Genomic DNA, 14,437 nt, shown 5'->3' with positions numbered 1-14,437 from the left:
GGCACGGTACGACAAGCCACATGGTCACGGTTCTTCAGGAAATCTGTGAACTAAGTCAATCGACAAATGTCAGCTTCGCGGGGAACACTGTCGCAAGCCCGCAGTAGGCTCGCCATGCTCGGTCATCTCCCGAAAGGGGCAGTCCAGTTCATGTCCGCCCAGTCATCGGCGCCCGTCCCGCATCCGTTGGACGACGTCCCGCAGACCTTCCGCCCCGGCTCCTCGTACGACGTCCGGGAGGTCCTCGAAAAGTACATCAGCCGTGATCTGCTCGGCCCCTGGGACGGTGACGGGGAGGAGCTGCTGCCCAGCTCGGCCGGTCCGCGTGACCGCTACCTGGTCGGGATGCTCGGGCCCCGGCCGACCGACTCCACGTCGCGTCGGACCGCCCGGGCCGCCGCGCAGCTCGCCGACGTCGAACCCGGCGGTGGCGGGGACCGGGCCGACATCGAACCGGCGGACCTGCTCACCCCGCAGGCGGCAGGGCACATCTGGGCGTCGTCCATGGGCCTGTCGTTCACCGTCCCGGCCTCGATCGGCACGCTCACGGTCACGGCGAGCTGGGGGCGCTACTCGCTCACCGAGTCCCACACCGACGACGGGCACACCCGTCGGGTGTGGGGGCAGCAGAAGGTGGAGCACCCCGAGGACATCGACGTCGCCGGCACCGGCGACCGCCGCCTCGTCCTGGAGGGCGACTCGGCGGACGGGCCGTGCGTGCGACTGGACGTCAAGGTGCGGCAGCGCAACGGCGGGGCGGGCGGCGAGGACCTGCGGGTGGTCGAGGTGGCCCTGGTCAACCAGTTGCCGGACTCCGCCGAGCAGCGCGACGCCAACTGGCTGTTCCAGACCCAGCTCGACGTCACCGCCTTCGCCGACGACCAGGCGGCCGTCTTCCTCCCCATCGACGATCCGCTCGCACCCGGCGCGGCCGGCCACGGCCCCGAGGACGACGAGGAGGTGCGGCTCCGGCTGCTCTACCGGGACAGCCTGCGCCACGCGTTGGGCCGCAACGTCGCGGTCAGGGCCGAGGTGCGGGCAGGAGAGCGCCGGGCCCACCGGCTGACCACCACCTGGCTGCCCGTGTACAACGTGCCCGGCACCACCGCCCCCAAGATCGAGGAGCAGCCGCTGCTCACCGGGCTCGAACTCGGCATGGACGAACTCGCCGGGCTCGCGGTGCCCTCCCGGCGCAAGGAACTCACCGCGGCACTCGCCCCGCTCGCCGACGGCTACCACAGCTGGCTCCAGGAACAGCGGGAACGCCTCCAGTCGCTTCCCGAGGACCTGCGCAAGGCCGCCGAGACGGCCCTTGTGCAGGCCGAAGAGGTCTGCCACCGCATCGCCTTCGGCATCGACGCCCTCGCTGCGGACGACATCACGCTGGAGGCCTTCCGGTTCGCCAACCGGGCCATGGCGCTCCAGCGGCGGAACACCGCCATCGCGGCGGCGCGCGCCGGGCACGAGGACGAGGCGGCCTCCTACCAGGAGGCCCGCGCCGCCGTGTACGCGAAGGGCAAGGAGGGTGCCAGCTGGCGTCCGTTCCAGCTGGCCTTCGTGCTGCTCAACCTCGCCTCGCTGGCCCGCCCCGGTCACCCGGACCGTGGCACCAGCGCCGACGCCGTCGTCGACCTGCTGTTCTTCCCGACCGGTGGCGGCAAGACCGAGGCGTACCTGGGCCTCGCCGCCTTCACCTTCGCGCTGCGCCGGCTCCAGGGAACCATCGGCAGCGGCACCGAGGCACGCAGCGGCGAGGCCGGGGTCGGCGTGCTGATGCGCTACACCCTGCGGCTGCTGACAGCGCAGCAGTTCCAGCGGGCGGCCGCTCTGGTCACCGCGGCCGAGGTGCTGCGCCGGGAGGCCTATGGGGCGGGGGACCGCCGCTGGGGCACGACACCGTTCCGGATCGGGCTGTGGGTGGGGACCTCGGTGTCGCCGAACTGGTTCACCGAGGCCAGGGGCCAGATCGCCGGGGCCAAGGAGAGCGCCGACGACAAGTACGCCCGGGTGATCCAGGTGCTCAGCTGCCCGTGGTGCGGCTCCGGACTGACGGCCCACCAGAACATGGAGTACGACGAGCGCACCCGGCGGGTCCTGCTGTACTGCCCGCGGGGCGAGGGCCAGGACCACTGCCCGTTCTCACGCAGGGGGGCGAAGGGCGAAGGGATCCCCGTCCTCACGGTGGACGAGGAGATCTACCGGCTGGCGCCCGCCATGCTCATCGCGACCGTCGACAAGTTCGCCCAGCTGCCGTGGAACGGTTACGCCGGCCTGTTGTTCGGCCGGGTCACCGAGCTGTGCCCGGTCCACGGCTACCGCCATGACGACCTCGACGCCCAGACCGGCTGCCGGCCCCGCCACCGGGGGGAGCAGCCCGCCAAGCCGGTGACCCGCCTGCGCCCGCCGGACCTGATCATCCAGGACGAGCTGCACCTGATCTCGGGAGCGCTCGGCACCACCGTGGGGCTCTTCGAGGCGGCCGTCGACCAGCTGTGCAGCTGGGCCTGGACGGACGAGCACGGCACCCGGCACGAGGTCGGGCCGAAGATCGTCGCGTCCACGGCGACCACGAAGCGGGCCGCGGACCAGGTGCGCGGCATCTTCGGGCGCCGGATCGCGGTGTTCCCGCCGCAGGTCCTGGACGCGGGTGACACGTTCTTCTCCCGGCAGGTCGAGGTCAGCCGCGAGGACCCGGGCCGTCGCTACCTCGGCGTCTGCGCCCACGGGACCCGGCTCAAGGCGGCCGAGATCCGGGTCGCCGAGATCCTCTTGCTGGGCGCGCAGCAGCTGTTCGACGACTACGGCGACCAGGCCGACCCGTACATGACGCTGGTCGGTTACTTCAACGCCACCCGCGAGCTGGCCGGCATGCGCCGTTACCTCGACGACGACATCACCACCAGGGTGCGCGCCAACGGCAGCCGCAAGGGCCACGAGACGCTCGCCGAGCGCATCGTCAGCCGGACCGGCATGCTGACCATCCAGGAGCTCACCTCCCGGATCTCCTCCTCGGAGATCAGCGCGACCCTCAAGCGGCTGGAGGGCGGCTTCGACCCCGAGCGGGACACCTCCGAGCGGCGCAGGGCGCTGAACGCCGAGTACGCGGCGGCGAAGCGCGAGAAGCGTCCGCCCCGGGCGCTGCCCACCCACCCGGCCCGCCAGGCGGTCGACGTCGTACTGGCCACCTCGATGCTCCAGGTCGGTGTGGACGTCTCCCGGTTCGGACTGATGCTGGTGGTCGGGCAGCCCAAGAACACCGCCGAGTACATCCAGGCCTCCTCCCGGGTCGGCCGGGACCCGGCGCGCCCCGGGCTCGTCGTCACCCTCTACAACTGGTCGCGCCCCAGGGACCTGGCCCACTTCGAGGACTTCGGGCACTACCACGCCACCTTCTACCGTCAGGTCGAAGCCCTGTCGGTCACCCCGTACGCCCGCCGGGCGCTCGACCGCGGCACAGCGCCGACCTACATCGCCGCGCTGCGCCAGGCCGCCTACGACCACTCGCGCAACGCGGACGCCCACACGGTGGACCTCGACGGCGAGATCGCGGCGGAGGTCGAACGGCGCCTGCTGGACCGCGCAGAGGCGGTCGGCGGCCCGCGTGCCCGGGGCTACCTCGCCGAGCGCATCGCCACGCTCAAGGATGCCTGGGCCGGCAAGCGCGAGGGAAACGCGCTGCTCGCCTACCGCAACGAGAAGAAGACGGGCACCCTGGTGACCCCGCTGCTGCGCAGGGCCGACGGCGCCCAGTGGGACGAGCTCACGGTCCCGATGTCGATGCGCGAGACCGAGAACGAGATCAACCTGCTGCTCCCCGGGGGCGGGAGGCTGATGGAACTGTCCACCGGCGGCGGGCCCGGGTGGGACTTCGGCCCCGGCTCGGGCGATGACGGCTCGGACGCCGCCGTGGACGTGGACGAGTACGGAGACACCGCCGCTGCGGCGACGAGGAAGGGACAGCGATGAGCAACGGCTACTTCCGCCGCGTGGGGGCGGCGCGCCCCAGCCACCTGATGTTCACCGCGGGGGTGGGCGCGCTCATCGACCTGCCCAACTTCTCCGTGCTGGTGCAGGGGTTGGAGCCGTGGTCCTACAACGGCCTGACCAACTACACCATCGACGAGCCGCGGCTGCGCACGGCCGTCAACCGCGCCCTGCAGCTCTACGGCCGGGAGCGAGTCACGGAGCTGCGGTCGGCACCGTGGGAGGAGGGCGGCGACTCGGCCAAGGACTGGGCCAGCCAGGGGGTCGGAGTCCCCGTCACCCCGTTCCCGCAGTGGCTGCGGTGCACCGCGTGCAACCTGCTCGCGCCGGTCGACTCGCAGGCCTTCGCGTTCGTCAACAACAACCCGAGCGCTCCCCACGAGGCGAAGTTCGTCCACGACTGCACGTCCCGCAAGCCGCTCGCGGTCGCGGCCCGTTTCACCCTGGTCTGCACGGACGGACACCTCGACGAGTTCCCGTACACCCCGTTCGTCCACCACGGCGGCGCCTGCCAGGGGTCACCCCGGCCGCTGCTGCGGATGCGGGACCACGGCGGCAACCAGGCCGCCAACGTCACCATCGAGTGCGTGGGCTGCGGGGCCAGGCGCAACATCCGCGACGCGATGGGCGAGCGGGGCCGCCGCAACCTGCCTGCCTGCCGCGGGCGCCACCCGCACCTGGGGAGCTACTTCGAGCACGGCGGCTGCAACCGCGAGGCCACCCTCATGGTCGCCGGCGCGTCCAACCAGTGGTTCCCGATGACGCTCAGCGCCCTCGCGCTCCCGCCGGGCGAGGACGACAGGATTCCGGACCTGGTCGAGGAGCGGTGGGAGGAGGTGAAGGGCATCACCTCGCGGGAATTCTTCGATGTGCTGTCCAACGTTCCGTCTCTGGGTTGGCTCAAGGACTACGACCCGGATGCGCTGATCGCCGCGGTCACAGCCCGGGCGGCCGCCGCGAACGGTGAGGCGCCGGCCACGGACACGCAGCCTGCCGACCTGCTCGGTCCGGAGTGGGCAGTGCTCTCCGCGGCCCGCCCGCCCCGCGCCACCGAGGACTTCGCGCTGGCACCGGTGCCGGTCCCGGAAGCCTTGAAGGGCCTGTTCGCCGACGTCCGGCAGGTGGAGCGGCTGCGCGAGGCCCGGGCCCTGATCGGGTTCACCCGGCTCGACGCACCGGACCCGGAGTCCCCCTCTCCCGAGATCGCCACCCCGGTGCGGCTCTCCCGGACCGGACTGGGCTGGGTGCCGGCCAGCGAGGTCCGCGGGGAGGGGATCTTCCTGCGGGTGCGGGACGACCTGATGGCCGAATGGGTGACCCGGATGGAGAAGTCCCCGCAGATGGCGGCCCACCGCGACGCCTTCGTTCGTTTCCGCACCAATCGCAGGAGCGACCGGCTCACCGGCCCCTTCGATCCGATGCTCGGCTGGCCGGGGGAGCGCTACCTCGCCCTGCACACCCTGTCCCACCTGCTCATCCGCACCATCGCCCTGGAGTGCGGCTACAACTCGGCGAGCCTGGCCGAGCGCATCTACGCCGGGGACGACACCGACCCCAGGACCGGCATCCTGATCTACACGGCGGTGCCCGACTCGGAGGGCACCCTGGGCGGGCTGGTCGCGCTGGCCGAGGAGCCGCAGTTCGAACGCATCGTCAGGCTGGCGCTGCGCAACGCGGCGCACTGCTCCTCCGACCCGTTGTGCGCGGAGCGCCTGCCGCACGCGCCGGCCGACTTCCTGCACGGCGCCGCGTGTCACATCTGTCTCTTCGTCTCGGAGACGACCTGCGAGCGCGGCAACAGGTTCCTGGACCGCCGGTTCCTGGTGCCGCTCGGCGACGAGCCCGATCTTGTCCTCACGCCCGGCGAGCTGCTGGCGTGAGCACCGCGCGCTTCGAGGCCGCGGCCGCTTCGGCGGTCGCGGCCCTCGGCCCGCAGCGGGCCCGAACGCTGGCCGCGCTCCTCGAACAGGGCCGCAGCGCGGAGTACGCGGCCGGCGAGTTCCCGTCCCCTCGAACCTCCGGTCAGATACGGGAGCTGTACCGGGCGGTCCACGCCGAAGAGATCTCCGGTGCCGTCGCGGCGGCCTACCTGCGCGGGTTCAGCGCGGCCTGGAACGACCGCAGCGGCGAGGCCGAGGTCAGGACCGTGTGGAGCGGCCCGAGTACCCCCGGCGTGCCGGTGCGGTCGACCGCCCGCGTGCTGACCGAGGTCGTGCGGGCGGCGCGGACGGAGCTCCTGGCGATGAGCTACTCGGCCCGGCCGTACCGTCCGCTGCTCCAGGCGCTGTCCGACGCGACGGCCCGAGGGGTGGACGTGCACATCGTGGTCGAGACGCTGGAGGGGGCGGGGCGGCTCCTGGAGGGGCCGGAGCCGGCCGCGGCCTTCAGGTCCGTGGCCGGCCTCCGGCTCTGGCACTGGCCGCCGGACCGGCGCGACCATCCGGCCGCCCGCCAACACGCCAAGCTGGCCGTCGCCGACCGCCAAGTGCTCTTCCTGGGAAGCGCCAACCTCACGGAGTCCGGGGTGCGCCGCAACCTTGAGGCCGGCACCGTCATTCGCGGCGGTACGGCACCCGAGCGCGCGGCCGAGCACATCCGCGCGCTGATGCGGCAGGGGATCCTGCAGCCGCTTCCCACGGGTTAGCGGTTCCGCCCGGTGCGGGGCCTTGCACCGGGCGGCCGGGAGTCCCGCTATCGCAGAACTCCGTCGGGGGAGAACAGCGTCAACTGTTCTGGATCACTGTCCGGTTCCGGCGCCTGGGCGAGGCCGGCGGCCTCAGCCGCGTCCGGATCGGTGTCGGCCGTCGGATCAGCCGCCGCACCGTCGTCGGCGATCGTCGGCAGGACGTACTCCTGAGCGAGACCCGCCAGGTGCAGCGGAAGCGGCAGGCTCAGGGCGTCCGAGTGGTCCGGCGCCTGCCGCAGCTGGTGGACGGCCAGGGCCAGTGCTTCCGGGTCGTCGCCGTCGGCCTGGTGGCAGCCGAGCACCGCCAGTTCGACCAGGCCCGGGTTCCAGGCCGGCTTGTCGGTGTCGATGGTCAGCTCACCCTTGCGCTTGCCGGCGCGCAGCGGGCGCGGAGCCAGCTTGTCCGCCTCCACCGCGGATCCGCTGAACTGCTGGGCCTTGGGGGTGGTCGACCAGAACACCCGGGCACTGTCCGCCGCGGTCGGGTCGGTCCACAGATGCGCCGGCAGGCCGTTCACGCCGTTGACCTCGTCAGGGTGCACGCCCCACCACTGAGCGGTCTCGCGGCCCTGGGAGGTCCGTACCCGGACCAGCCGCAGGTCCGGGTCGAGCCGTCGGGCGGGTGCGTGGCCGGTGCGGATCCGGTCCGGTTCGCTCTGGCCGTCCTGCAGCCAGGTCCAGTGCGAACGGCAGTTCTGCGCATGGGCGAGCAGCAGGGTCGGCGTGCCACGCAGCGAGCGCACCACCTTCTGCAGCCACTCCTCCGTCTCCTGTCGCTGCCGCTTCATGTCCTGCCACCACGACGGGCGTTCGGTCGGTTGTGCGGCGTCGCCGCGCGGACCGGGCACGCCCGACGGCACCTCCGCGAGGCGGGTCAACCGGAGCAGCAGGGCCGGGTACGGGATCCACGCGCCCGCGCCGCCGTCCGCGGACCGGTCCCAGCCCTCCACCCGAGCCAGCCCGGTGCCCGGGCGCGCCGGGGTGACCCGGACGGCGACCGGCTCGTGGCCGGCCCAACGGGTGCGGCTGCGCGCGTTCTTCCGGACCATCCACACCGCCGCGTAGCGCAGCTCCTCGGGCAGTTGGGCGCCCAGGCCGTGTTCGGGGTGGACTCGTACACCGAGCTGCCGCAGCCCGTCGTCCCAGGCCTTGAGGGCGCGGAAGCCCGCGTTCTTCTCGCTGTTGTAGCCCCGCAGGCGCTTGGGCACCGCCATGAACTGGGTCAGCACGCCGGCATCAGCACATCCCAGCCGGAGCGCGAACTTGGGGTCGTGGTCGGGCGTGGTGAAGTCCTGCCGCCGGTCGATCTCGACCAGGGCCAGAGCGGGGATCGAGTCGGTGCGGTCGGCGCCGAGGAAGGCACGCACCTCGGTCCGACGAGCACTCAGGGCTCGTGTGACGGCATCGCGGGTGGGGCGCCCTTCGCCCAGCGGCAGGTCGTCGGCGAGCGAGCCGGTCAACTTGAGACAGCGCAGCCGCACCGTCAGTTCGGCCGTGTCCCATTCCAGGACCGCCGGGCTGCCGGGGCATGCGGCCTCGTAGGCCTTGGCGGTCGGCCGCGACTCGTCGTCCTTGAGCCCGAGGTGGTCGATCAGGGCGGCGATGGCCGTGTCGCGCATCTCGGTGGTCTGCCACAGCAGCCGGGCCTCCAACACGGCTTGTCCGTTCGGCATGCAGTCCGAGCCGTCCAGCGAGCCGAGGGCGAAGGCCGTCCCGATCCGGCGAGCGGTGGCCGCGCGTACGTCCTCGGCGGCCTTGTCGACCTCACCGGCGGGCTTGGGGCGGGGATTCGCCGGGCGGTGCGTGGTGGCGCGACGGGTGTACTCCAGGGCCGGCGCGGGACGCAGCACCTCGGGCAGCGCCTGTTCGGCCCAGTGGACGATCCGCGACCGCTGGTCCGACATCAGGCCGGCGCCGACCTCGTGCCCGCCCATCGCGGTGCTGTGCACCACGGCGGCGCGCATGCCCTCGGCGAGCCATTCCTCGGGCGCGCTGAGCAGGCCGTCGGCGTCGGGGAACGGCTCGGCCAGCGAGATGTCGCGCAACATTCCGGCAGGGCCGCCGCCGACCCAGTCGATGCCCTTGGCCGCGCGGTTCCATTCCAGCCGTGCCACTGCGAAGCGGTTGCTCACGGGTGCCCCGGGCAGCCACGGCACCCGTGGGCGCAGCAGAACGGAGGTGCGGCGGCCGAACGGCAGCCGCAGTCGCCCCGTGGTCGGGCTGGTGCGGGTCGCCCAGCGGCGGATGTGCGTGTGCAGGTGCAGCCGGGGCAGCGGCTGGAAGGGGACGGTGTGCAGCGTGACGTTGAGGACCACCGAGTACCACGACGTCCGCTCGCCCTTTCCCTCCCAGGGCAGCGGCTGTGAGACCAGCTCCGCGCCCTGGTCGCGGGGCCCTCGCGGGACGGCACGGAAGTGCAGCTTGCCGGCGCCGAAGTCGTACGGTTCCAGCGCGAGGATCCGGCGGGCCAGGTGATCGGTGGTCAGTTGGAACTGACGGGCCTCGGGCGCTGCCGTGCCACCCCTGGTGGTCGCGCAGCGCAGCAGCTCCGCTTCGACGGGCCGCCATTGCGGCGGGTCGTCCGACAGCATCGACTCGACCTCGCGGCGCCGGGCGCGGTGTTCGGGCTCGGGCCGCAGATCACGCAGCCAGGCGGCGAGCAGGGCGCGGAAAGCCGGGCCCGGCAGCGGGTCCGCCACCTCCGCGGGGGCGTAGAGCCAGAAGTCCGCTTCCTCACCCCGGTGCTGGGCGGGGCGCGGGCGGACGAGCAGGTCCGGCGCGAGCGTCTGGAGCACCTGGTCCAGCCGCCAGGTGGGCACCGTCCGGTAGGGCTCGGCCTGCGGCGGACGCCCGGCGTTGCAGAGGTCCAGCAGTGCCTCGCGCCACTCCTCGGGGAACGGCAGGGCGCGGTAGCGGGCGGTGAGCGAACTTCCGGACGAGGTGGGCGTCCAGGTGGCGGTGCGGATGGTCTGGTACTTCATGGCCATGGTGGTCTCCGATCGGGCTCTCGGGGGTCAGATGCGGTGGTGGGTGAGGGCGGCCAGGGCCTCGAACAGCGGTTCGTAGAGCAGGCGGGCCAGGGCTGGGTCTCCGGGGTCGGGGAAACCGGCTGGATCGGTGTCCTGATCGAAGTACGGCGCGAGAACGGACCGAAGCCGGGTCAGCAGGCCGTCGTCGGAGGGCAGCGCAGCGGCTTGGACGCCCGGGGCGAGCGCCCGAGCCAGCCCGGGGGCGAACCGGGCATCGACGAACACCACCCGGGCCGGCACGCCGCCACGCACCAGCCGGCCGATGACCTGCCAGATCGTCACCAGCTGGTCCCAGGCGAACGCCTGCTTCTCGGCCTCGGAGAGGCGCGAGTAGATGTATCGGCGGGCGAGCAGTCGGCGCCACTCTCCTCGGGCCACGTGACGGAAGGCGAGCCCGGCCGCGTCCAGCGAGTCCGCCTGCCTCACCAGCGCCGTGAAGGTGCCCTGGTCGAGACCCGGGTGGTCGCGTACAAAGCGCGTGGCCCAGTCGTTGATCGCGAAGATCGCCAGTGCCAGGTCGTCGGGGCGGGGGTGTGGTCGGGCCAGGAACAACGCGGTGCCGAAGGCGGCGTTCCGTTGCGCGTTCAGGATGTTGTGCCCGCGCTCCACGGCCATCAGTGGCGCGACGAGGATCTCCGCGCGGGGGTCCTCGGCGAAGGTGGCGAGGTCGCCGCGCCGTAGGGCAGTGGCGTGCCCGGCGATCGTCGGTGCCGGGCCGGCGCCGCGAACGGCTTGCTCCAGGTCCGCGTCGTCTGCGGCGAGGACCCGAACCCTGCCGTGCCAGCGCTCGATGCCGTGCAGGACGTCCGCGACGGCGTTCGCCTCCTTGTAGCTGCCGGCCAGCAGGATCGCGCGCCGCCGCTCGTCGTCCTCGACCAGGGCGAGTTCCTCCTCCAGCGGGCTGGGCGACTGGCCGCGCCCTGGGCTCCCGAGCCGGTCGGCCATAGCCCGTGCGACGGGGAGGCGCGCCTTCTGGTCGGTGCCGGACAGGCTGATCGGCTTCCCGTTGTCGTCGAAGAGGAACCGGGTACGGAAGACGGTGCGGCGCACCGCGGCCAGTGAGCGCTCGGACGGCTTGAGGACCGCCCCGACCGGCGCGAGCACGTGGGCGCGGGTGGAGGTGCCCGCCCAGCTCGTGCCGGACATCAGCACCACGTGCGGTCCGGGCCGGTCTGCCGCTGGGTCGGCGCCCAACTCGTGTAGCGAGAGGAGGAGTTCCCGGCCCACCCCCGCGCACCGGAAGAACCGCAGGGTGCCGCTGTGGCGCCCGGAGTCGTCCCGTTCCCGCTCGTCCGGCAGGTACTGGAAGCCGAGCACGTTGCCCATCGGCGCCTCAGGGACCAGGGGGGCATAGTCCAGCGGCGGTCGGCGCGAGAGCTCGTTGCCGGTGGAGTCCAGATGCAGGGCGGCCTCCACCTGTGGCCACAGGAAGGTCAGCCGTTCCAGTCGCTGGTTCAGCGCGGAGAGCAGCAGCGTGAACTCCAGGCGGCGGGCCGTGAGAACGAGCCATTTCGGGTCGCCGACGGGTGCGGCCGTGCCGGTGAGGAGCTCGTCCAGTGCGGCCATCACCCGTACGCGGGTACCCGAGGCCGAGAGGGTGGTCAGCAGATCCTGGGCGAGTGTGACGAGGTCGTCGGTCGGATCGCCGTACGGGCCCTGGCCACCGAGAGGGTCGTCGCGGAACCTGTCGAAGACGGAGGTCAGGACCGCACGGCGGCTTGCCACGGCCGAAGTGTCGGGCTCCGGTTCGGGCTCGTCGTTCTCGTACGCCTCGAAGAGTTCGGCCTCGTCGCGGACGCCGTCCGGCGCCCCGGACGGGCCGTTCGGCTCGAACCAGTCGGCCAGCAGCTTCTCCTGAAGCGTCCACGGGCTGAAGTACTCGATGTCCGCCCACTCGCGCAGGTCGGCGTCCGAGATCAGCAGCTTGTACAGCCGGTCGGTCGCCGACGTGACCACGGCCAGGGACGCGGACCAGCGCTCGACCTCCTGGTCGGTCAAGGGCAGTCGGCCCTGCTTGGACAGCTCCTCGATCTTGTGGGTGTGCAGCTGGTCCAGCCAGGACTCCGGCCCGGGCGAGACCAGGGTCGCGGACGGCGCGAAGATCTCGTCGAGCTTCATCTGCACCGAGTCGGCCTCGTCCACGATGATGATGTCGCTGCGCAGAGCGGCGAGTTCGAGGTGGCGCAGCCGCTCCTCGTTCAGGTGGTGCGGCACCGACGACTGGACCAGGCTGGCGGGGTTCGCGATCCAGATCAGCGACTCGACCAGTTCGCGCGCGGTGCGGTGACGGGGACACTCGCTCCAGAGCGGACAGCCGTGTGGTGCCCCAGTGCGACGGTCACCGGCGGTGGGGGGCGTCGCGGTGGTGCCGCGCGGCCGGTACGGATCGGGGAGCGTGATCGGCTCCGGGGCTTCCGTGTCAGGTTGGTTCACTGCCTCGGTCCGCTCCGGGAGCAGTGAGGTGCAGGGCGCGTCGGCGTAGCGGAGCGGTTCGGCGGCCTCGGTGCCACGCAGTGCGTCGACGACGCAGACCGTGCTCAGGTCGTCGAAGCCCGGGTCGTCGTGGTCGAGGAGGCTGTCCAGGCCGCGGGCGGCCAGCCGACGGTGCAACCGCTGCACATGGGTCTCCCGGGTGGTGGGGCCGAGCACCGGGGTGGCGGTCAGGCCGAGGCCCCGCAGAAGGGCGCTCAGCCGCAGCTGTTCGGCGACGTCCCCGACGACCAGCGTGGTCCGCATGCTGTGGCGCGCCGCCCAGACGGCGATCAGCGTCATGAGCGTGCTCTTGCCGGCGCCGACCATGCCCACGAGGTGCAGCATGCCGTCCAGGAGCAGCTCATCGGAGTCGGTGAAGTCCCGGCCACCGGCATCGCGCGGAGCCAACCGGAGTTCGGTCAGTCGACTCTCCCAGTGCCCCCGCTTCGCACTGTCCGCTGCGAGTTCGGTCTGGTCCATCCACCGGGCCGTCTCGGTGAGTTCGGTGCGGGTCAGCAGGATCGGTGTCCCTCCGCCGGAGCGGCCGGCCTCCAGGTCGTGACCAGGTGTGGGGTCGGGCCGCAACTCCGGCGGGAAGGTGACGGAGGTTGGTCGGCGGCGCTCGATGAAAGTGCTGCGCCCGACAGGCGCGAGGTGGAGGCGTCGCCGGGCGAAGCCGGGCAGGGCGGCCAGTGCGGTGTCGTAGACGGAGAGACGTTCGGAAGCGACGGTCGGACGCAGCGGCCGGGCCGGCCCACCAGCCTCCGGGACCAGGTAGGCCCGTGTCCGCTCCGGCAGCAGAAGGTAGGTCTCCAGTGCCTGCTGCCAGGCGCGTCGACGGCGCAGCGTCCACAGCAGGTGGCGGACGGTGGTGAGCATCAACTCGTGGCCCGGGGTGACTGCGAGGCCGGCCGCCCGGGCGAACGGGTATCCGGCGAGCAGGGTGTACGCGCCGGCGGCCGGCTCGTCGGGCGCGACGCGTTCCAGTACTCGAAGCGCCAGCTCCACCTGGCAGAGCTGGGCGGGCTTCACGTCGCCCAGTTCGGCCGGGATCTCGCGCCACACCCGGGCGAGTTCTCGGCTGACCGGCCGGTGCCAGCTGTCGCGGTCACGCATGAGTACCTCCATCGGGGGCTCCGGCCAGCCGGGCGGCGGCGAGTGTGATCAGGTCGCGGTCGGTGAGCAGGGGCAGGCCCATCGCGGAGGCGGTCCGATGCCGCCGGTAGACGTCCAGGTAGCCGGGCCGGTCGTCGACCCGGTAGCGAGGAACCACCCAGAATGCCTCGTCGTAGGGCGGTTCCGGTCGGATTGGTCGGGCCGCTCGGCCCAGGAATGCGGGGTGAGCCCAATCCTTGACGTCCACCGCCCAGACCCGCCGGTCGGGAAAGGTGACGTGCAGGTCGTAGGCATCGAAGCCGGGCCACATCCGCACGCGCAGCCCCAGCCCGGTCAGGGCCTGTTCCAGGTCGGCCTCCGCACGGCCAGGCCCGGTGACGAACTGCCTCAATGGACGCTCCAGCTGCAGAAGTTCGCCGACCTCCTCGGCCGGCAGCAAGCTTCCGACCGGCGCCGGCCCCTGCCGCCGGCAACGATCGCGCTCGCACCACCAGGAGCCGTCCTGCATCGGGAGCAGCAGGGTCAGGCACCGCGCACAGCTCGCGTAGGCGCCCGACCGCAGATGGCTCGCCGGTACCGGGAGGTAGATACGGCGGATCAACTCGCGTACCGGATCCAGCACGTGGTCGTTGGTGACGTCGAAGAACTCCACCGAGGTCAGCACCGGCCGGCTGACCAGCAAACGCCGGAACTCCGTGTAGGCGTCCTCCTCACCGCACTCGCGGCACAACCGCAGGGCAGTGGTGATGATCTCCCGGTCACGCTGACGCGCGGCGCTGTCGGTGGCGCGTTCGGCCCACTCGTGGCAGAGCTCGGTGGGACGGCCGGAGCCCGGATCGAGGAGGTGGTCCGTGCTGCCGACGGCATCGGCGGGGAGGTCGAGCGGCCAGTCACAGACCGGTCGGTAGCGGCACCAGTGCAGAAGTTCCGACAAGCCGGCGGGCGGCTCGGCGCCCTGCAACAGGCAGGCCAGGACGGTCCGGTTCAGTGCCCGCTGGGCCTCATCGGGATAGGGCAGGGAGAAGCCGTCCAGGCCGGTGAGCGCGTCGAGCCCGATGAGCGCGGTGGCGAGCGTTCGCAGCAGCGGGATGCCATCGTGCGCGGACCACTCGGCCGCGTGCGGTGGCAGGTCGGGAGTCGGGGGCACGGA

The 14,437-nt window shown here is 72.3% G+C and carries 6 protein-coding genes; 3 read left to right on the top strand and 3 right to left on the bottom strand.

All coding sequences use genetic code 11. From position 1 onward, the window contains the following. The first annotated feature begins 150 nt into the window (after positions 1-150). Genes drmA through drmC form a run of 3 tightly spaced genes read left to right on the top strand, consistent with a single transcriptional unit; the run spans position 151 to position 6,628 of the window. A complete protein-coding gene (drmA, locus tag ACZ38L_RS18520; RefSeq protein WP_465694196.1) occupies positions 151-3,966 on the top strand; it encodes a DISARM system helicase DrmA in 3,816 nt (1,271 codons plus the stop codon). Further along, positions 3,963-5,864 (top strand): DrmB family protein, encoded by a 1,902-nt coding sequence (gene drmB, locus ACZ38L_RS18515; protein ID WP_465694195.1) that lies wholly within the window; start codon positions 3,963-3,965, stop codon positions 5,862-5,864. The genes drmA and drmB overlap by 4 nt, the downstream gene beginning before the upstream one ends. Continuing rightward, positions 5,861-6,628, top strand: coding sequence for a DISARM system phospholipase D-like protein DrmC (gene drmC / locus ACZ38L_RS18510; protein WP_465694194.1), 768 nt, complete (start codon positions 5,861-5,863; stop codon positions 6,626-6,628). The genes drmB and drmC overlap by 4 nt, the downstream gene beginning before the upstream one ends. 47 nt (positions 6,629-6,675) lie before the next feature. On the opposite strand, the gene ACZ38L_RS18505 is transcribed toward drmC, so the two are convergent. Genes ACZ38L_RS18505 through ACZ38L_RS18495 form a run of 3 tightly spaced genes read right to left on the bottom strand, consistent with a single transcriptional unit; the run spans position 6,676 to position 14,434 of the window. Next, complete coding sequence (locus ACZ38L_RS18505) at positions 6,676-9,651, bottom strand: pPIWI_RE module domain-containing protein (RefSeq protein ID WP_465694193.1); 2,976 nt, start codon at positions 9,649-9,651, stop codon at positions 6,676-6,678. Between the two features lie 33 nt (positions 9,652-9,684). After that, on the bottom strand, positions 9,685-13,287 hold the full coding sequence (locus ACZ38L_RS18500; protein ID WP_465694192.1) for a pPIWI_RE_Z domain-containing protein: 3,603 nt from the start codon (positions 13,285-13,287) through the stop codon (positions 9,685-9,687). Further along, on the bottom strand, positions 13,280-14,434 hold the full coding sequence (locus ACZ38L_RS18495; protein ID WP_465694191.1) for a pPIWI_RE_Y domain-containing protein: 1,155 nt from the start codon (positions 14,432-14,434) through the stop codon (positions 13,280-13,282). The genes ACZ38L_RS18500 and ACZ38L_RS18495 overlap by 8 nt, the downstream gene beginning before the upstream one ends. Between the last annotated feature and the right edge of the window lie 3 nt (positions 14,435-14,437).

The organism is Kitasatospora sp. NPDC024654 (genome assembly GCF_055559155.1).
Note: the sequence above shows the minus strand (reverse complement) of the source record. Positions and strands in the feature narration are given on the sequence as shown.

Bases quoted from the DNA above. Each gene is read 5' to 3' on its own strand.
- ACZ38L_RS18505 (WP_465694193.1), bottom strand. From the start codon at position 9,651: ATGAAGTACCAGACCATCCGCACCGCCACCTGGACGCCCACCTCGTCC.
- drmB (WP_465694195.1), top strand. From the start codon at position 3,963: ATGAGCAACGGCTACTTCCGCCGCGTGGGGGCGGCGCGCCCCAGCCAC.
- drmA (WP_465694196.1), top strand. From the start codon at position 151: ATGTCCGCCCAGTCATCGGCGCCCGTCCCGCATCCGTTGGACGACGTC.
- ACZ38L_RS18500 (WP_465694192.1), bottom strand. From the start codon at position 13,287: ATGCGTGACCGCGACAGCTGGCACCGGCCGGTCAGCCGAGAACTCGCC.